The organism is Humibacter ginsengisoli, from assembly GCF_054780095.1.
In genome coordinates this window covers 16,398-34,257 of sequence record NZ_BAAGWZ010000004.1, presented here as the reverse complement: position 1 = coordinate 34,257, position 17,860 = coordinate 16,398, and the positions used below count along the sequence as shown (strand labels likewise).

Sequence of the window (17,860 nt, the reverse complement as noted above, 5' to 3'; positions counted from 1 at the left end):
ACGTAAGAGACGTCCCTGAGGGGCACATCGAGGAGGTGTGATTCATGAAGAAATGGACAAGGTGGCAGGACTGGGTGACCGTGGCGGCCGGTGTCGTCGCGGCTATCTCCACGAGTTGGGTGACTCCGGGCGGGCTGTCGATCGTGCTCATGATCGTGCTCGGCGTTCTGCTCATCATCGCGGGACTCATCAACCTGTCGATGCCAGGCCTTGCCTGGATGGAATGGGTGCACGGCGTACTCGGCGTGCTACTGTTCATCTCTCCCTGGGCCGGCATGTACGCCACGCACATGGGCGCAGCCTGGTTCTCGTGGGTGTGCGGCGGTGTCGCCATCATCGTGGCAGCGTGGGAGTTGGTGCCGATCCCCGGCGGCGACCACCACGTGGCGCACTCGCGAGCCTGACGAGGCCGAACACGATAGCGGGGTGGCAGCGAGACTGCCGCCCCGCCCTTTCTTACCCGCCCTATCCGCCCGGAGCATCCGATGAACCCGCCTCGCAGAACCCGAGAGGCAGCCGAGACTCGCGCAGGCATCCTTGATGCCGCCGAGCGTCTCTTCGCCGAGCGCGGCTTCGACGCCACCCCGACCTCCGCGATCGCGGAGGCCGCAGGTGTGCCGAAGGGGCTGCTGTTCTACTACTTCCCCACGAAGTCCCAGTTGCTGCGCGCCCTGGTCGCGGAGCGGATGTCGCTCGGTCCCGTCGACGTGGACGCGCTCGCCGAGCCGGGAGATCCGGCACGCTCCCTGCTCAACCTGACCGCGAAGATCCGCGAGCTCGAGGATGCCTCGCACGTGATCGGCGTCATCGTGTCGCGCGAGCAGCACACGCATCCCGAAGTCCTCTCCGCCCTCCTCGAGCACCGCGACCGGCTGCAGGCCCTCATCGAGAAGGTGCTGGCCGCGAGTTCCCCGGTGCGACCTGCCGCGTCACGCCTGCGCAGCGCGGCGCTGGCGTGGCTCGGCATCCTCGCGCTGGGAACCGACCGCGCGACGGAGGCTGCGCGGTCCGAACTCGCCTCGCTCGCCGAGTTCGTCACCGACGGCCTGCGTCCAGCGCGGCACGGCCGCAGGTCTGCGCGGGCGTAGCGCGGTTCAGAGCTCGAACCGCAGGCCCGTCGCCTGCTCCGCGAACTCCCAGACCCGCTTCGCTGTCGCGGGGTCTGCGCACTGCCACGCCGGATCCTGCTTCACGGGCAAACCCTTCACGCGCCATCGCGGTCCCCAGTACGAGCCGCCAACGGCATCCGGATGCGTCGCAGCAGCCAGCACGGACCGCGCGCCGCGATCCTTGCCCTGCGTGAACGGTGCCTGCAGCGAGTCGACGAACACGGTCATCCGTGACGGCTCGTTGACCCCGGGAATGCGCGGCGTGCGTCCGCTGATCGAGTAGCCCGGATGCGCGACGACGCTGGTGGCGTCGAGCTCGGCGGCGCGCATCCGGCGGTCCAGTTCGAACCCGAACGACTCGACGGCGATCTTCGACTGCGCATAGGCGCGCCACGGCGAATAGTTCTGCTCGAGTTGCAGGTCGTCGAGCAGGAACGAGCTGAGGCGCGTGGCCATGCTGCCGAGGCTCACCACGCGCGCGCCGGGAGAGCGCCGCAACACCGGCATCAGGCCGGCCAGCAGGGCGAAGTGGCCGAGCAGGTTCGTGCCGAGCACGAGTTCGTTGCCGTCGGCGGTGGTCTCACGGGACTCGGGTGGATGCACTGCGCCGGCGTTCGCGACGATGAGATCGATCCACTCCCGCTCGCCCAGTACCTTCGCCGCCGCGGCGACGCTGTCGAGACTGGCCGTGTCGAGCGGGAGCACCTCGACGGATGCCCGCACCCCCTCGCGTGCGCACCTCGCGCGGATGGCGCGCGCGGCGGCATTCGCCCGCTCCGTGCTGCGGCACGCGAGCACGACATGCGCGCCCGCGCCGGCGAGCGCGGCAGCCGTGAAGAATCCGATGCCCTTGTTCGCTCCCGTCACGACCGCCGTGCGACCGGTCTGGTCGGGGATGTTGCCCGCGCTGCCGTTGTGTGCGGATTGTTCGGCGGCGCTACCGGCGCTCACTCGACCGGGTGCTGCGCGCCGGCGCGCACATGGTGATGGATCACCTCGGCCACCACGAAGTTGAACCACTTCTCGGCGAACTCCGGGTCGAGGTGGCTCTCCACGGCGAGCTCGCGCAGGTGCTTGATGTGCTCGCGTTCCCGCACCGGATCCTCGGCGGGCAGCCCGTGCTCAGCCTTCAGATATCCGACCTGCTTCGTGAACTTGAACCGCTCGGCGAGCAGGTGGATCAGCGCGGCATCGATGTTGTCGATGCTCTCCCGAATGGCGTAGAGGTGCTCCAGGGCGCGCGCGCGGTCATCCTGCTGATCATTCTGGGGCATGTGTCGAGGGTAGTCGCTCTTGGTGCCTCCGACCTTGGCGATCACTCGGTCATCGCGATCGGTTCGCTGAGCGTCCGTTGCAGCACGGGCCGGGTCGCCAGGAGCCCGAGCCAGACCACCAGGATGCCACCGGCGATGCTGGCCGCGATCGTCACCAGCGACAACGGGGCCAGCACGAGCGCCGCGCCGGCCATCGGCAACACGATGACGGCGGCCGTGACCGCCGACCCGACCGTGACGACGCGCAGCGGGGACAGCACAGCGCGAACGCGGGCGGAGTTCATGGTCTTCACGGGCATCCCGAGCCGATCCAGGCTGACGTAGAGCTCGCGGCGGTCCAGGATCGCGGATGCCTGACTCACCCCCACCGAGCACGCCACCATCACGAACGAGATGGCCAGCGTGATGAAGACGCCGGTGCGGATGTCCCCCAGCAGAATGGTCTGCTCCGGCCCACCGCGATCGCCGCTCACCGCTCCGACCATGGCGAGCGCCGTGCCTGCGAAGACCGCGATGAAGCTCGTCATCGAGACGCCGCTCACCTGACGCCAGGCCGCCTTCGGCGATTCGAGAACGGACCGTGCGGCGATGAGGCGCTGCGGTGTGTTGGCCCTGCGCAGTCCCGACATCGCGAACCTCTTGATCACGAACGGGCCGACAAGGCCGAGCACCGCGTTGGCTGCAGCAAAGGCCGCGGCCAGCACGACGATCACGGTCACGGCGCCACCGAGCAGGCTGGGATTGGCGACGCAGAACACGACGGCCGCGACGATGGCGACGCCCGCCACGACGCGGATCCAATGCGAGCGCGGCGCCGACTGCCTGGTGCGCACGCCGAGCGGCGAGACGACCACGCTGCGCAGACCGATCACGGCGCTGACACCGGCGAGCAGGCCGACCCCCACGACGACGGCCGCGACGATGAGCGGGTTGAGCAACAGTGCCGCCGCCCCGATCGGATGCCCGCGGAACGAGATCAGTCCTACCAGCGGAGTCAGCGCCAGATAGAGCACGACGCCGCCGAGGGCGCCGACGACGGCGAGCGCGATCGATTCGAGCACGGTCAGGCGGGCGACGAAACCGGTCGTGGCGCCGAGCAGGCGCAGTGTCGCGAGGCGGTCATCCCTGCGCCGAGCCGAGAGGCGTGCCGCGGATCCGCCGAGCGACGCGAGGGGAACGAGCAGCAGCGCGGACGCGAAGATCGCGAGCACCTGATACGTGAAACCCAGCTCGTCATGCCAGCGGAAGAACGACATCGCACCGGCCAGCGTCGTCAGAAGCAGCGCTGTCGCGACGCCGAACGCCACGATCGGCAGCCCCAGGGCAGCTCTTCCGGATGCCGTCGGTCTCGCGAGCAGGCGGGCGACGGTGAGCGTCTTCATCGGTCCTGCCCCTGCGGTGCGACGGTTGCCGGATGGCCCGCGCCCGTTCCGGCACCGATCACCTGCGGCATCGTCCCGGCTCCCGGTCCGGCAGGCGTCTGGATGTAGTCCATGCCCGCCACCTTCGACCGCGTCTCGACGACGAGCCCGTCGCGTAGCCGAACCACGCGGGTGCAGCGGGCGGCGACGCTCTCGTCGTGAGTGACCACCACCAATGTGCGGCCGCGGCCGGTGGTCGAGGAGATGAGAGCATCCATCACCTCGGCCGACGTTGTGGAGTCGAGCGCGCCGGTTGGCTCGTCGGCGAACACCACGAGCGGTTCGATCACCTGAGCTCGGGCGACGGCGACGCGCTGCGCCTGGCCGCCGGAGAGCTGGCCGATGCGGCGCTGTTCCAGGCCGGCGAGCCCGAGGGCGGCGAGCCAGCCTGTGGCGCGCTGTTCCGCCTCAGGGCGCGGAACGCCGCGCAGCATCAGCGGCAGAGCCGCGTTCTCCATGGCGGTCAACTCCGGAATGAGCAGCCCCTGCTGGAACACGAATCCGAACGTGTCGCGCCGCAGTGCCGAACGCGCGGCATCGTTCAGCTCGCCGACCGACACCGTGCCTTGCGGTGCATGAAGGGCGACCCATCCGGAATCCGGTGGAAGGATGCCCGCCAGCACGTGCAGCAGCGTGGACTTGCCCGACCCGGACGCGCCCATGATCGCCAGCGCCTCCCCCGCCTGAACGTCGAGCGTGACACCAGCCAGTGCGTGGGTCTCGCCGTAGGACTTCGTGAGGGCGGATGCCTCGAGAATCGCAGCCATGCATCCATCGTTCCGGTTGCGGTCGCCTCGCACGTCAGGCCACGGGTTGATTCGGGGCACCGAGCGGTCAGCCGGAGGGATGACCTTGCGAGCGTGGCCTAGGCGAAGAACGCAAGCGCCTCCTTCCCGCCCAGGCGGCCATGTCCCTGACGCTACCGCGCTCGCTTCATCCCGCGGCGGCATCCGACACCTACCTCAACCCGGGTATTGACACTCCACTTGTTTTTTGCAAGTGTGGTGCTCATCACCTCCGGAGCTCAGTCCGGACCCGTACAAGGGAGACCACGATGACCGCGATGTTCGTCAACCTGCCGGTGACCGACCTGGAGCGCTCGAAGGCGTTCTACACGGCGCTCGGATTCCGCATCAATCCGCAGTTCACTGATCACAACGCCGCCTGCGTCGTGGTCGAGGAGGACCACAACTACTTCATGATCCTGGTGCGCGACTTCTTTCAGACGTTCACCGATCGCCCCATCGGCGACCCGAGCGAGAGCGTTTCGGTGTCGACGGCGATCTTCCTCGACAGTCGTGACGAGGTAGACGCGACCGTCGCCAGGGGCGTCGAGGCCGGGGGCAGCGAGGACCGCCCCGCCGCCGACTACGGCTTCATGTACCAGCGGCAGCTCACCGACCCCGACGGCAACATGCTCGAGTTCGGCTGGATGGACCCGGTCGCCGCCGAACAGGGGCCGGAGGCCTTCGCGAACGAGCAGGCCTGAGCCGCGCCGCTCGTGGCCGCGCGAGACTATGGCCAGTACGGCGGCGTCAGCCAGGCGCTGGAGCTCGTCGGGGAGCGTTGGGCGCTGCTGATCGTGCGCGACCTGCTCGTCGGGCCGCGCCGCTACGGGGAACTCGCCGCGGGATTGCCGCGGATCCCGAGCAACATCCTGGCGGCGCGGCTCAAGGAGCTGCAGACGGCAGGCGTCATCCGCAGGGCGCCGCGCTCCCGCATCATCCTCTACGAACTGACGCCGTATGGCCGGGAGCTCGAGCCGATCGTGCTTGCGCTGGGTGCCTGGGGCTTGAAAACGCTGGGGGAGCCGCGCGCGGAGCAGGTCATCACGCCGGATTCCATGACGATGGATCTCCGCACCGCCTTCCAGCCGAAGGTTGCGGCGGAGCTTCCTGCAACCGCCTATTCGGCCCGGGTCGGTCCGGCCGAGTTGTTCGTGCGTGTGGACGGCACCGCTCTGCAGGTCAAGCGCGGCGCCGGAGCCGCCGACCTCGTCTTTTCGGCGGGGGCGGACATCCGTCGCCTCATCTCCGGCGAACTGGAACCGGCACAGGCTATCGACACCGGCGTGGTCGAGGTGCTGCAGGGGCCGCGCGAGCTACTGGGCCGCTTCGCGAGCACATTCCACCTCGCCGCGTGATCGCTCTCCGGACATTGAAGCAACCCGGGCCCACCTTCAAGTCACCGTCCCGGATTGCCGCGACGCCGGCCGATGACGACACGTTCGGACTGGAAGTTCCGCTTCGCCGCGACTTCCCAGTCCGAAGTTGCCGTTTGTGGCGGGAGTAACGACAACCCCGGACGGCAATTCTCGACGCCGACGCCGTGAGAGAGAGGACTCAGGGCGACCTTCCGTCGACCTGGCCCCAGTTGTCGCGTGGGCGACGATGGGGCAACGTCCGGGGACAACCGTCGAGAGGCCGCTTCACGCCACCGGCACCAGGCACGTCGGCGAACCGGTCGGCACGGTCGTGTCGAGTTCGGGCATCCCGTCGCGCAGCCGGAACACGGCGATGTCCTCGCTGAGCTGGTTCGCCACGTAGAGGCGGTCGCCGAGCTGCAGGTGGTGCCGGGGCCAGTTGCCGCCGCAGTCGACGCTGGTGATCGGATGCACGCTCGCACCGGCATCCGTCACCTCGAGCACGCCCACCACGTTGGCGCCGCGCACCGTGACATGAACATGCCGGTCACCGTCGAACGAGATGTGCGCCGCGGCGTTGCCGTCGCGCTCGTGCGGCATGATCGCCGGCACCACGGATGTCACGGCCAGCGTCTGAGGGTCGAGCACGACGACCTCGATCGAGTACTCGGTCACCACATACACGTGGCCGCTCGGATGCAGCGCCATGTGCCGCGGTCCGCTGCCGAAGGGCAGCACCGTCTCGGCGACCGGCACGAGCGAGGCGCCGTCCGCCCGCCACACACGCACCGTGTCGTGCCCGAGGTCGGCGGTGAGCACGCGTCCGTCGGGCAGGAACATCGCCGAGTGCGCACGGCTCGGTCTGGGCTCATCGGCGATGTCGCGGTACGGGTCGACGGACGCCCGCGCCTCCGCCCGCCCAACGATCGCTCCGCGCTCGTCGAGCTCGTAGGCGAGCACGCGTCCGTCGCCCCAGCACGTGGCGATCGCGTGCCGTCCGTGCGGTGCGACCGCGACGTGGCACACCGCCTCACCGGCAGGATGCGCGTCGCCCAGCGGCTCGAGGTCCCCGGTCTCTGCCACGCGAAACGCTCGGATCCGCCCCGCGAACTCCTCGACCGCGTATACGACGGGCAGGGTCGGATGCGTCGCGACGAACGACGGCGAATCCGCTGCGGCCGCGGTATGGATGCCCGTGATCGCGCCTTCCGCACCGTTTTCATCGGGCCCGAGGTCCACGCGGGCGATGCCGCGACCGTGCCCGCCGGAGTCACCCGTGTACGTGCCGAGCCAGAGCGAGGAGGTCATGCATCCAGTCTGGTGGCGCACCTCGATTCAGGTCGCTCAGATGGTCCTAAATGGCGGGAAAAGGCCCCATCTGACCGACTTGAACCGTGGGCGTCACGTGTGGGTGGTGTCCCGGCCGTTCACACGGCGCATCTCCCGAGCCAGTGCGGGATTGTTCTCGGCGATGTGTTCCGTCACGTTCTCGATGACATCCGGAGTCTTGTTCTGACTGAGCTTCGCGCGCGCGTCGAAGCGGGCCACGTGCATCCGCAAGCCGACGGTGCCCTTGGCGATACGGCGCGTGCCTGCCTCGTCTTCGCTCAGGTGCCGGCCATTCGGGTAGTGCTGCTCGAAGTAGTCCGTGAGCCGGTCGAGCACCCGGTAGTTCTCCTCTTCGGTGAGGATCTCCGGCGTGCCGTAGAGGTGCGCGGTGACGTGGTTCCAGGTGGGAACGAGGTCGCCGGGCGCGTACCAGCTGGGTGAGACGTAGTCGTGCGGCCCCTGGATGATCACCAGGATCTCGTGCTGTCCCAGCTCGTGCAGCTCGTCGTCGGGGCGACCGAAGTGGCTGACGATCGTGATGCCATCGGCGTCTTCATCGACCATCACGGGGTAGTGCGACGCGATCAGGCCGTTCGAGGTGGGGGAGACGAACGTGGCCCACGGGTTGCCCCGGATCAGTCGCTTGACCTCTTCGGGATCCGTCATCAGGTAGTGGGGCGTGTGACGCATCGGGAGTCCTTCCATTCCCAGTCGCGACGGAGCAGCGGATGCCTGTGCTCGCGCGCTCGAGTCGCCGTTGGGATGACCTCAAACTATCGCGGGCGACTTGGGGCTCTCTGCGGGTGCTGCTGGCGGGCATCCGTGTGGATGGATATCGTCGGGTGCGGACGGAGGAGTCACAGTGCGGCGTGCAGCATCGGCGGTTGCGATCGCGATCGGAGTTGCAGCTGTGTGCACCTGCCTCGCCGGATGCACCGCACCGAAGCCGGAGCCTGTTCCCCCTGCGCCGACGTTGCTCGTGGCATCCACCCCGTCGCCGTCGCATCCATCGACCGTTCCCTTGGGCACGGTGAACTTCTCCGGCACGGGCAGCGAGACGCTCACTGTCAGGGTGCCGAACGGCTCGGCGTACCTGAACTCGAATTGGGAGTGCAGCAGCGACGGCACGGTCACGCTGGTAGAAGATCCGGGGGTCTTCGAAGGCGGGTCCTGCGGTGGCGATAGCGGCTATCAGATGCCGCTGCCGCCCAGGGTGGCCGTCGTGCACTTCACGATCGCGGTCGATGCCGGGACGACCTGGACGTTCGGCGGCTACTTCACCTGACGCGCGCGGCGAGCACGCAGAATTCGTTTCCCTCAGGGTCGGCCAGCACGACCCACGACTGCTCTCCCTGGCCGATGTCGACCCGCTGAGCGCCATGGGCGAGAAGTCGTGCCACCTCCGCGTCCTGGTCGTCCGGCCGGAAGTCGAGGTGAAGTCGGCTCTTGCCTTGTTTGGGCTCATCGACCCGTACGAAGTCGAGCGCCGGCTGCTTGTCAGGTTCGGGTCGGATCTCGAACTCGTCATCATCGGAGTAGACGACAGACCATCCGAGTGCCTCCGCCCACCACGTGCCGAGCGCGACCGGATCGATCGCGTGGACGATCACCTGTTCCCATGCCAGAGCCATCCCACGAGCATAGGGAGGCCCTGGCACCATCACGCCAGTTCGGTGATCGAGAACGTGTTGCCGTCGATGTCGCGGAAGGCGAACATGGCGGGAACTCCGGGCCACCGGAGGATGTCATCCACCTCGACGCCACGGTCGGCCATGGCTGAGTGCGCAGCGTCGATGTCATCCGTGGTGAAGCGGATGCCGATGGCGCCGCGCGTGACATCCGGCGCGGCGGGCTCCAGCGTGACGATGACACTGCTCTCCACGGGAGCGAGCTCGATCCAGCGGCTGCCGTTCGGCGTCGGCATGTCGCGCAGCACAGTGAAACCGAGCGTGTCGGCGTAGAACCGCAGTGCGGCATCCTGATCGTCGACGGGGATGCTCACGGTGCGAACGCCTGTGATGTGGGCAATGGTGCTCATGACGACTCCTTCATCGCGCCGCGCGGTTCGGCGGCTTCATGGTCATGACGATTCGGCAGCGGTGGGATCGACAGCCGCTCGACAACGGCAGATCCGTTGACCACGCCCGACCGCTGCCGACGAATGGCCACACGGATGAGTTCGACGACCTCTTCTGCAGTCGTCGCCGCATCCACTCGCACCTCCTCGACGAAGTCCAGAGGCTGCCAGCCGTGGTACCACTCGGCCATCTCATCCGCGCTGAAGTCCAGTTGCTTCGGCCGGGACGCGTGCCTTCGCACGGTCTCCTCGAACGCCAGATCCCAGGCGAAGAAGTGCGAGTGCGCTGCTGACCGCTGAAGCCGCCGGAGCATCCGCCCGTACCTGTTGACATTGAGGATGCCTTCGACGACCACGATGCGATCGCCCGCCAGTCCCCACGTCGCGATGGCTTCAATCAATTCGATGTTCGCCCCACCTGCGATATCGAGCTCTCTGAGCATGTCCCGGCGCACCAGGTCTTGCGGCACGATGAGGCAGGCGGCCGGAGCGAACTCCGCTTGAAGCATCCGCGCAACCGTCGACTTGCCCGAACCCGAGTTACCGCGAAGAACCACCAACGTGCCGCTACTCACTCCAGCAGTCTGGCGAAGTCGCGCGACGGCGTCCACGCATTCAACGAGAGAGAGCCCACTCCTCGAATCGTTCTTGCGCTTCGTCGAAGAACGCCGTCTTGGCTCGGGTGTAGTCGTCGTAGTCCGGCTTTCCGGCATTCTGCGCGCTCAGGTGTCGCTTCAGCCGTTCGTACCGCTCGCGCTCCTGCGGATGCGCGCGCAGCCAGTCGCGGAACCACACCGTGTACTCACCCCACGGCGAGTCGGAACGGCGCACGTGCAGAATGACGCCGTCGTCGTGCACGAACAGCGACTTCGCCCAGACGTCGTCGCTGACCTGGCGATCTCCGCGAGGGATGTCTCGGTCGACGCCTGGAGAATCGGGACGAGAGCCCTGCGCACTTCTGTAACCGAGCGGGCGGAGCCTTTCCGCCAGCGCGGCGTCAGACGGAAGTGGCAGCATCCGCACCTGCAGATCGACGAAGGGCTTCGCCGCGAGGCCGGGAACGGATGTCGATCCGATGTGGTCGTATACGGCGCCACTCGCGCCCGGCACGCCGCGGAGAGCTTCGCGGATGCCTGCGAGTAGCTGTTCGGCACGAAGCGGCCATCGCGGGTCGTAGTCCGAAAGCGCAGCCGGGTTCTGCGTGGATGTCATCGTGCCCACGCTAGTCGGCGACCAATAGGCTCGGCCCATGCATTCGCACAACCGAGATCCGTTCGTCATCGGGGTGGATTCCGGCGGAACGCACACACGCGTCGGATGCTTCAGCCTCGACGGCTCGCCGCTCTCGACGTTCACCGGTCGCGGCGGAAGCCCGTTCCACAACAGAAACGCCGCCGAGAACGTGGCTCGGGCGGTGCGCGAGTGCCTGCTGCTTGCCGACCTTGATGCAGCCAACGCTGTGGGCCTTGCAGCGGGAATCGCAGAGATCAAGTCCAGTCCCCTCGACGACTCCGTGAACCGGTGGGCGGCAGAGTTCTTCAAAGAGATCCCGGCGAGCTGCCCGCGGTCGCTCGTCAACGATGCCGTGATCGCCCATCGCGGAGCACTGCTCGGCAAAGCGGGTGTGATCGTCATAGCCGGCACAGGATCGACGGCACTGGCGATCACCCCCGATGGACGCGAGGTGGAGAACGGCTGGTTCGAGCACTACGCCGGTGCCGCACGGCATCTGGCCTTCGACGCGGTGCAAATGGTCCTGATCGGAGCAGCCAGGGAGGATGATGCCGGGTTCGTCTCCGACGTGCTCGCGTATTCGGGCGCGAGCGATGTCGACGAGCTGCGCGCGATCATCCTCGGCCTTCGAAGGACGGAACGCACCGAGATCATGCCCCGGTACGGGCGCCTCGCACCCACGATCACTGCGGCGGCGGAGACCTCACCTCTGGCTGATCGGGCCCTTCGCGAGCTCGCTCGAAAGACGGCACGGAGCGTGCAGCTGCTGGCGCCGGTGGTGGGCGACGATCCCGTGCAGGTCGCACTCGAAGGAGCCGTCGCGACGCATCCGTCGTTCCGCAGCCGCTTTGCCGATGCGCTGGCCGAGGAGCCGAGTGCGGTTCCCGTCGCAATCGTGCCCGCGGCGCTCAGCCCACTGCACGGCGCAGCGCTTCTTGCTTACGAGCTGGCGGGCATCGGTTGGAACGATGACCTGCTTGCCCACCTGCGACGAGCGGATCTCACGGATGGTTCGCGAGGCATCGATCACCGAACGACCGCGGTCGCCTCGATCTCGACGAGCTGGTCGTCGTAGCCCAACACCGTCACACCCATCAGCGTGCTCGGAACATCGTGGTCGCCGAAGGTGTCGCGCACGATCTGCCACACGGTGCCCAGATCCGATTGCTTCGTCGTCGCGACGAGCACCCTCGTGCTGATCACGTCGCGGATGGATGCCACGGCTGCGGCGCTACTTCTCGGCCGCCGCGCGGAGCATCCGCAGTGCCTGCAACGCGGTGGCGTGCACGATGTCGCCGGGACCGCCGTCGAAGTGGAACTCGCGCACCTCGTGCACGCCCAGGCCCCAGACGGCGACATACACCGTGCCCACGGGTGCGTCTTCCGCTGGCTCAGGGCCGCCCTCGCCGGTTACGGCCAGTGCGACGTCGGCGGAGGCGAGCTTTGCGACACCACGCGCCATCTGTTCTGCAGCCGTGGCCGTGACGACGGGCCCTCGCTCGACGCCGAGCAGGTCGAACTTCAGCTGCGCCGAGTACGCGACCACGCCGCCGGCGAACCATTCGGATGCCGAACTCGCCGCCCCGAGATGGCTCGCGATTGCGCCGCTCGTGAGCGATTCGGCACACGCCACTCGTAGCGCCTTGTGCTGCGCGAGCCGCGCGATGCTCGACGCCTCCGTCATGCACTCGTCGTTCAGCTCGCCTGGAGACATGCTCCGGTTGTATCGCGACGGTCACTGCCACTGACAGGCCTTGACCGAGCCCTGTGGCGGCGGCTATTCGTCAGCCGCCGTCGCTGTTCGAGCCGGTGTGCCGGCATCCGGCCCGACATACCGCCCGCGCGGACGCAGCCGCAAGGGCCGTTGCCCGTACTCGTCGAGCGCGTGTGCGATCCAGCCGGCCATGCGGCCGATCGCGAAGATCGCCGCGCCGGCATCCGACGGCATACGCGCCGCGATGGTGAGCGCGGCGAGCGCCAGGTCGACATTCGGATGTCTGCCCGTGCGCGACAGAACCTCCGCGGCGAGGCGGTCGACGGCATCGACCACGACGGCTCCCTCCGGCAACTCGGCGACGAGCTGCAACAGGATGCCTGCGCGCGCGTCGATCCCCGGGTAGAGGGAGTGGCCGAAACCCGGGGCCGGGCGGGCGGTTCGCGCGACGGTCTGCGCGAGGGCGGTGCGGGCATCCGTTCCGGCGAGCACCAGACGGATCAGCTCGCACGCCGCACCGCTCGCGTTCCCATGCAGCGCGGAGTCCAGGGCGCCGAGGCCGCTCGACACCACGGCATACGGGGTCGCCCGAGCGGATGCCGCGGCCCGCGCCGCCAGCGTGGACACGGCAAGGTCGTGGTCGACGAGCAGCACGAGTGCAGCATTCAGGGCGCGCACCTCCGCCGCAGACGGCGTCCTGTCTGTAAACGCCTGCCACACGGCAGCCGCGAGGCCACCTGGTTCGGGTGCTCCCTCGCCCGTCCGAGAAGTCGAATTCCGCGGCAATTCCCTTGCCGTCATCGCAACTCTTGACTTCTCGGCGGGTGACGACGGGAGGACGGGACCGCCCAGCGTCGCCACCACGCCGGCGATCATCCGCTCGGCTGCCGCGCGCACAGCATCCGGGTCGAGGTCGTGCCTCGTCGGGTCGGCCGCACCGAGAACGGGCACGGCGACCTGCACGCGATCGAGCGGCGTTGGCGCGCGACCCAGTGCGGCGACGGCCGCGCGGGCCGACGCGATGGCGTACTCGTCCGGCGCGAACACCGGGGCGGATGCCTGCAGTTCCGCGCCCCACAGCCAGCGTGCCACGGACTCGTAGGGGTACTTCAACGCGAGCTCCGCGGCAGACACACCGCGCAGGAACAGCTCACCGTCTTCGATCAGCGCGATGTCGGTGTCGAGCACCATAAGCGGCGATCCGGATGTCCCAGCCGACTGGTCCTCTCGAGCACCCCGGCCGCTCCGCCGCCGCGAGCTTGCGAACCGCTCGATCTCCAGCGCATCGAACGTGGATCCGTGGGCGCCGCGTTCTCGTGCGAGCAGACCGCGCGACACGTACGCGTAGAGCGTCTGCTGCCGCACGCCGAGTCGTGCGGCCGCCTGAGCGGCGGTCAGCCGCGGCAGCGAAGCATCCATGGACTCATCATATTGATTCGATCAACATTGACGGATGCACGATCAAGTCGCACGCTGAAATCGTCCGTTCAGTCATCGAGGAGGCTGCCATGTCAGTCGCAGACACGAAAGCGCGTCCACCACAGCCCATCGAGGTGCCGCGGGGCCTCGCCGGGGTGGTCGTCGCGCAGACATCGATCGGCGACGTGCTCGGCGACGAGGGGCGTTATCACTACCGAGGGCATGACGCGATCGAGCTCGCCCGCGCCGGCGACTTCGAACGCGCATGGCAGTTGCTCGTGCTGGGGTCGCTGCCCGAGCCGGATGCCGACGCCCGCTTCCACGAACTCGTCACGAGCCTGCGCACGCCGCCCCCGGAAGTGCAGCAGTTCGTGGTGGATGCCGCCGCCCGGCAGATCGACCCGCTTCGGGGACTGCAGGCCACCCTTCCCATGCTCGCCGCCGCGCGCGGGGCCCGGCCGTTGTACGACCTCGATGACGCGGCACGCGTCGAGGAAGCGCTCGCGGTCGCGGCCGTGGCCCCAGGCATCCTCGCCGCGTTCCAGCGTGCTCGCGCAGGCGAAGACCCGTGGCCCGTCAGCTCATCGGGTACGGGCGTCGTCGAGGACTACCTGTTCCGCGTCACCGGGAGGCAGCCCGTCGATCGCGCCATACGCGCGCTGAGCGCGTACCTCATCGCGACGATCGATCACGGATTCAACGCGTCGACGTTCACGGCGAGGGTGATCGCATCCACGGGTGCAGACATGGAGTCCTGCATCGTCGGTGCCCTCGGCGCGCTCTCCGGGCCGCTGCACGGCGGCGCCCCGAGCCGCGCACTGGACGCGCTGGATGCCGTCGGCTCCGACTCCCCTCGAGTCGACGGCGCGCGCATCGAGCGGTACCTGCGCGGCGAGCTCTCAGCGGGTCGACGGCTCATGGGCTTCGGTCACGCCGTCTATCGCACGGCCGACCCACGGTCCCGGCTGTTGCGGGAGGCGGCCCTCGAGTTCGGCGGCCCACGCGTCGAGCTCGCCGTGGAATACGAGCGTGTCGCCGAACGTCTGCTCGCCGAGTACAAGCCGGGCCGCGCGCTTCACACGAACGTGGAGTTCTACGCCGCCATCGTGATGGAGCAATGCGGCATTCCGCGGGAGATGTTCACGCCCACGTTCGCGATGGCGCGCATCGTCGGCTGGACCGCGCACGTGCTGGAGCAGGCGCGGGATCCGAAGATCATCCGGCCGTCGTCCCGCTACGTGCCCGCGTAGAGGTGCCGTAGAGGTGCTTCGAGCGCCAGCGGTTGCCGGCATCACCCCACCGTGCGGAACAGCCGGTTTCCGGCTGCGGTGAACCCTGCACCCACGGCGAGCACGGCAGCGACGCCTCCGACGTAGGCCACTTGCAGATGCTGGCCGTGGTCGGAAACAGTGGCATAGATGAGCACGAACGCGATCAGCGAGACGACAGCGGCGATCGCGGAGACCCACCACAGCCATGCAAGCGATGCGGACCGCTGACGCGCCGCAGGCAGTCCGAGCAGTGCGAGAACGCCGGTGCCGAGGCATCCGCAGATGGCCACAAGAATGAGGCCGGCCACCACGTCGCTCGGCCGGTGCCACTGACTGACGAGTGCGAGGACGCCCGTGAGCACCGCGAACGCTCCCCCGCCGAGCGCCGCGGCCGGCCGCCAACGCGGTGTGGTCACGAGGAAGACGGCGAACGCCGCCGCAGCGGCAACTGTTGTATGCCCCGACGGGAATGAGTTGCCGAACGGATCTGTGGCGCCGGTCTCCGGCCGGGAGAGGAAGACGTACTTCGACAGTTCCGCGAGCACGCACGCCACACCGAAGACCACAAGCCCCACGACCAGCTGACGCCATCGGCGAGTGACCACGCCGATCGACAGCGTCAGCACGATGCCGGCCCCGAACGCGATCAGCGGCACCACATCGAGGAACCGCTCGGAGAACGTGGCGATCGCGTCGTGCTGGCTGTACGCGCCGTTGAAGGCCCGCTCGTCGACGATCTGCCCGGCATAGGTGCGCACGAAGAAGATGTAGACGGCGACGAACCCGGCGAACAGCCCGAGCGCGGCCACGAAGAACGGCCACGCACGCAGTCTCGAGGTCACCGCACAATCCTCACATCGCGATCCGGCTCGTTCCTGAGAGCGCGATGCCGCGTCAACGCGCAGACGGCTCCAAGAGGTCGTGCCGCACCACGATCGCATCGCGCGCGGGTCCCACGCCGATGGCCGAGAACCTGGCCCCGGACATCCGCTCGAGTGCCAGCACATACTGCTGAGCGTTCGCGGGCAGATCCTCGAAGGAGCGCGCACCTTGGATGTCTTCGCTCCAGCCCGGGAACTCCTCGTAGATCGGCACGGCGTGGTGAAAGTCGCTCTGCGACGCCGGAACCTCGTCGTGGCGCACGCCGTCCACGTCGTATGCGACGCACACGGGGATGCGCTCCAGCCCGGTCAGCGTGTCGAGCTTGGTGAGCACGAAGTCGGTCACCCCGTTCACACGGGTGGCGTAGCGGGCGATGGGGGCGTCGTACCAGCCGGTGCGGCGGGGACGGCCCGTGGTCGTGCCGAACTCCGCTCCGCGTTGGCGCAGCCATTCGCCCATCTCGTCGTCGAGCTCCGTGGGGAACGGCCCGGCGCCGACTCTGGTCGTGTACGCCTTGACGATCGCGATCACGCGGTCGATGCGGCCGGGACCCACGCCGGAGCCCGTCGCGGCGCCGCCGGCCGTCGACGACGACGAGGTGACGAACGGGTAGGTGCCGTGGTCGACATCCAGCATCGTGGCCTGACCCGCTTCGAACAGCACCTGCTTGCCCTCGTCGAGCGCCCGGTTCAGCAGCAGCGACGTGTCGGCCACCATCGGGCGGATGCGCTCGGCATACGACAGCAGGTCGTCAACGACCTCGTCGACCGAGATCGCGCGCCGGTTGTACACCTTCACCAGCAGGTGGTTCTTCTGGTCGAGCGCGCCCTCCACCTTCTGACGCAGGATGCCCTCGTCGAACAGATCCTGAATGCGGATGCCGACCCGATTGATCTTGTCGGCGTACGTCGGCCCGATGCCGCGCCCGGTCGTGCCGATCTGGCGCTTGCCGAGGAAGCGCTCGGTCACCTTGTCCATCGTGCGGTGGTACTGGGTGATGATGTGCGCGTTCGACGAGATCACGAGGCGCGAGACGTCGACACCGCGGGCGATGAGACCGTCGAGTTCGTCGCAGAGCACCTCGAGGTCGACGACCACGCCGTTGCCGATGACGGGCGTGACGCCCTCGGTCAGGATGCCGGAAGGCAGCAGGTGCAGTGCGTACTTCTCGTCGCCGATCACGACCGTGTGGCCGGCGTTGTTGCCGCCGTTGAACTTGACGACGTAGTCGATGCGGCCGCCCAGAAGATCCGTGGCCTTGCCTTTACCCTCGTCGCCCCACTGGGCACCGACGATGACTGATGCGGGCATGATGCTCCTTGCGTTTTGCGGCCCATCCAGCCTATCGGCGACTTAGGCGAGAGCAGAGCGAGCTTGCTCGCTCTGCCGAGCCGATGGAGCCGGTGAGCGGCGTAGCCGCGATACGGGGGTCTTCAGACAGGCCTGTTCGCCGGCGGGCTCCGCCGCAGGATGGATGCCTGTCAGTCTTCGCCGCGGATGACGAACGACTCCGTCGGCGGCGACGGGTTCTGCACCGGGATGGGCGCCGTGCGGGACGCCTCGATCTCTGCGGATGCCGTGGGGTCGCACTGCGTGAGCAACTCGTCGATGCGGGCCGCCTCATCGTGCTCGCGGATGGCATCGGCGGCGCGGCGCAGCGCGTAGAACGCGCGCAGCACACCGCGGTTCGGCTCGTGCGACCACGGGACGGTGCCGGTGCCGTCCCAGCCGGCGGCCTCCAGCGCCTCGATCGCCCGGTAGTAGCCGACCCGAGCGTACGCGTACGACTCGAGCGCGGCATCCGGATGGTAGGTGGCATCCGCGAGCTTCGCCCACGCCAGGGGCGAGCGCGGGTACCTGGCCACGACGAGCTTCAGCACCTCCGGCTCGCCGCCGGCGTCGAGCAGCTCGATGATCACGTTCCGATCGGCCGCGAGACGTATCTCGCGCTGGTCTTCGGAGTGGTCGTCCGGGTCCTCGGCGGTCAT

Annotated in this window: 22 protein-coding genes and 1 pseudogene; 7 read left to right on the top strand and 16 right to left on the bottom strand. The window is 68.3% G+C overall.

All coding sequences use genetic code 11. From position 1 onward, the window contains the following. Nucleotides 1-44 precede the first annotated feature (44 nt). Nucleotides 45-404: an SPW repeat protein gene (locus ACYVI5_RS06795; RefSeq protein ID WP_460536516.1), complete on the top strand. Its 360-nt coding sequence runs from the start codon at nucleotides 45-47 to the stop codon at nucleotides 402-404. An 81-nt stretch (nucleotides 405-485) separates the two neighbouring features. Next, nucleotides 486-1,088, top strand: a complete 603-nt coding sequence (locus ACYVI5_RS06790; protein ID WP_460536517.1) for a TetR/AcrR family transcriptional regulator — start codon at nucleotides 486-488, stop codon at nucleotides 1,086-1,088. Nucleotides 1,089-1,094: 6 nt separating this feature from the next. Here ACYVI5_RS06790 and ACYVI5_RS06785 read toward each other — a convergent pair whose 3' ends face one another. The 4 genes from ACYVI5_RS06785 to ACYVI5_RS06770 are packed head-to-tail and all read right to left on the bottom strand — an operon-like array spanning nucleotide 1,095 to nucleotide 4,571. Next, a complete protein-coding gene (locus tag ACYVI5_RS06785; RefSeq protein WP_460579538.1) occupies nucleotides 1,095-2,060 on the bottom strand; it encodes an SDR family NAD(P)-dependent oxidoreductase in 966 nt (321 codons plus the stop codon). Further along, on the bottom strand, nucleotides 2,057-2,383 hold the full coding sequence (locus ACYVI5_RS06780; RefSeq protein ID WP_460536521.1) for a chorismate mutase: 327 nt from the start codon (nucleotides 2,381-2,383) through the stop codon (nucleotides 2,057-2,059). The genes ACYVI5_RS06785 and ACYVI5_RS06780 overlap by 4 nt, the downstream gene beginning before the upstream one ends. 41 nt (nucleotides 2,384-2,424) lie before the next feature. Further along, a complete protein-coding gene (locus ACYVI5_RS06775; RefSeq protein ID WP_460579537.1) occupies nucleotides 2,425-3,765 on the bottom strand; it encodes a cell division FtsX domain-containing protein in 1,341 nt (446 codons plus the stop codon). Further along, entirely contained in the window at nucleotides 3,762-4,571 is an 810-nt protein-coding gene (locus ACYVI5_RS06770; protein WP_460579536.1) for an ABC transporter ATP-binding protein, read from the bottom strand. The genes ACYVI5_RS06775 and ACYVI5_RS06770 overlap by 4 nt, the downstream gene beginning before the upstream one ends. Before the next feature lie 287 nt (nucleotides 4,572-4,858). Here ACYVI5_RS06770 and ACYVI5_RS06765 point away from each other — a divergent pair, with 287 nt between their 5' ends. Both ACYVI5_RS06765 and ACYVI5_RS06760 read left to right on the top strand, forming a co-directional pair. Next, entirely contained in the window at nucleotides 4,859-5,293 is a 435-nt protein-coding gene (locus ACYVI5_RS06765) for a VOC family protein (protein ID WP_460579535.1), read from the top strand. 12 nt (nucleotides 5,294-5,305) lie between these two features. After that, complete coding sequence (locus tag ACYVI5_RS06760) at nucleotides 5,306-5,947, top strand: winged helix-turn-helix transcriptional regulator (protein ID WP_460579534.1); 642 nt, start codon at nucleotides 5,306-5,308, stop codon at nucleotides 5,945-5,947. 285 nt (nucleotides 5,948-6,232) lie between these two features. Here ACYVI5_RS06760 and ACYVI5_RS06755 read toward each other — a convergent pair whose 3' ends face one another. Both ACYVI5_RS06755 and ACYVI5_RS06750 read right to left on the bottom strand, forming a co-directional pair. Then, nucleotides 6,233-7,255, bottom strand: a complete 1,023-nt coding sequence (locus ACYVI5_RS06755; protein WP_460579533.1) for a lactonase family protein — start codon at nucleotides 7,253-7,255, stop codon at nucleotides 6,233-6,235. Nucleotides 7,256-7,348: 93 nt separating this feature from the next. Continuing rightward, nucleotides 7,349-7,966: an FMN-binding negative transcriptional regulator gene (locus ACYVI5_RS06750; RefSeq protein WP_460579532.1), complete on the bottom strand. Its 618-nt coding sequence runs from the start codon at nucleotides 7,964-7,966 to the stop codon at nucleotides 7,349-7,351. A 172-nt stretch (nucleotides 7,967-8,138) separates the two neighbouring features. Between ACYVI5_RS06750 and ACYVI5_RS06745 the strand changes: the two genes are divergently transcribed. Beyond that, nucleotides 8,139-8,561, top strand: coding sequence for a hypothetical protein (locus ACYVI5_RS06745; protein ID WP_460579531.1), 423 nt, complete (start codon nucleotides 8,139-8,141; stop codon nucleotides 8,559-8,561). Here the strand turns inward: ACYVI5_RS06745 and ACYVI5_RS06740 are convergent. From ACYVI5_RS06740 to ACYVI5_RS06725, 4 genes are read right to left on the bottom strand one after another with little or no spacing between them, the layout of a single operon-like run. Then, nucleotides 8,554-8,907 carry a VOC family protein gene (locus ACYVI5_RS06740; RefSeq protein WP_460579530.1) on the bottom strand — a complete coding sequence of 118 codons (354 nt, stop codon included), beginning with the start codon at nucleotides 8,905-8,907 and terminating at the stop codon, nucleotides 8,554-8,556. The genes ACYVI5_RS06745 and ACYVI5_RS06740 overlap by 8 nt on opposite strands. A 29-nt stretch (nucleotides 8,908-8,936) precedes the next feature. Beyond that, a complete protein-coding gene (locus ACYVI5_RS06735) occupies nucleotides 8,937-9,314 on the bottom strand; it encodes a VOC family protein (RefSeq protein WP_460579529.1) in 378 nt (125 codons plus the stop codon). Continuing rightward, entirely contained in the window at nucleotides 9,311-9,928 is a 618-nt protein-coding gene (locus tag ACYVI5_RS06730) for a P-loop NTPase family protein (protein ID WP_460579528.1), read from the bottom strand. Before ACYVI5_RS06730 ends, ACYVI5_RS06735 begins: the two co-directional genes overlap by 4 nt. A 40-nt stretch (nucleotides 9,929-9,968) precedes the next feature. Further along, nucleotides 9,969-10,565, bottom strand: coding sequence for a GrpB family protein (locus ACYVI5_RS06725; RefSeq protein ID WP_460579527.1), 597 nt, complete (start codon nucleotides 10,563-10,565; stop codon nucleotides 9,969-9,971). Nucleotides 10,566-10,602: 37 nt separating this feature from the next. Between ACYVI5_RS06725 and ACYVI5_RS06720 the strand changes: the two genes are divergently transcribed. Beyond that, a complete protein-coding gene (locus tag ACYVI5_RS06720) occupies nucleotides 10,603-11,661 on the top strand; it encodes a BadF/BadG/BcrA/BcrD ATPase family protein (RefSeq protein ID WP_460579526.1) in 1,059 nt (352 codons plus the stop codon). Here ACYVI5_RS06720 and ACYVI5_RS06715 read toward each other — a convergent pair. The 3 genes and pseudogenes from ACYVI5_RS06715 to ACYVI5_RS06705 all read right to left on the bottom strand — a co-directional run. After that, a pseudogene (locus ACYVI5_RS06715) lies at nucleotides 11,613-11,813 on the bottom strand (RidA family protein); the annotation flags it as partial. The gene ACYVI5_RS06720 and the pseudogene ACYVI5_RS06715 sit on opposite strands and share 49 nt — an antisense overlap. 4 nt (nucleotides 11,814-11,817) lie before the next feature. Beyond that, entirely contained in the window at nucleotides 11,818-12,300 is a 483-nt protein-coding gene (locus ACYVI5_RS06710) for a CinA family protein (RefSeq protein WP_460579525.1), read from the bottom strand. A gap of 63 nt (nucleotides 12,301-12,363) precedes the next feature. Next, nucleotides 12,364-13,719: a citrate/2-methylcitrate synthase gene (locus tag ACYVI5_RS06705; RefSeq protein ID WP_460579524.1), complete on the bottom strand. Its 1,356-nt coding sequence runs from the start codon at nucleotides 13,717-13,719 to the stop codon at nucleotides 12,364-12,366. Between the two features lie 89 nt (nucleotides 13,720-13,808). On the opposite strand from ACYVI5_RS06705, the gene ACYVI5_RS06700 reads away from it, so the two are divergent. Continuing rightward, complete coding sequence (locus ACYVI5_RS06700) at nucleotides 13,809-14,969, top strand: citrate synthase family protein (protein ID WP_460579523.1); 1,161 nt, start codon at nucleotides 13,809-13,811, stop codon at nucleotides 14,967-14,969. 41 nt (nucleotides 14,970-15,010) lie between these two features. Here the strand turns inward: ACYVI5_RS06700 and ACYVI5_RS06695 are convergent, their stop codons facing one another. From ACYVI5_RS06695 to ACYVI5_RS06685, 3 genes are all read right to left on the bottom strand, one after another. Beyond that, nucleotides 15,011-15,832 carry a phosphatase PAP2 family protein gene (locus ACYVI5_RS06695; protein WP_460579522.1) on the bottom strand — a complete coding sequence of 274 codons (822 nt, stop codon included), beginning with the start codon at nucleotides 15,830-15,832 and terminating at the stop codon, nucleotides 15,011-15,013. 52 nt (nucleotides 15,833-15,884) lie between these two features. Further along, complete coding sequence (locus ACYVI5_RS06690; protein WP_460579521.1) at nucleotides 15,885-17,183, bottom strand: adenylosuccinate synthetase; 1,299 nt, start codon at nucleotides 17,181-17,183, stop codon at nucleotides 15,885-15,887. A gap of 170 nt (nucleotides 17,184-17,353) precedes the next feature. Next, entirely contained in the window at nucleotides 17,354-17,860 is a 507-nt protein-coding gene (locus ACYVI5_RS06685; protein WP_460579520.1) for a DUF3151 domain-containing protein, read from the bottom strand.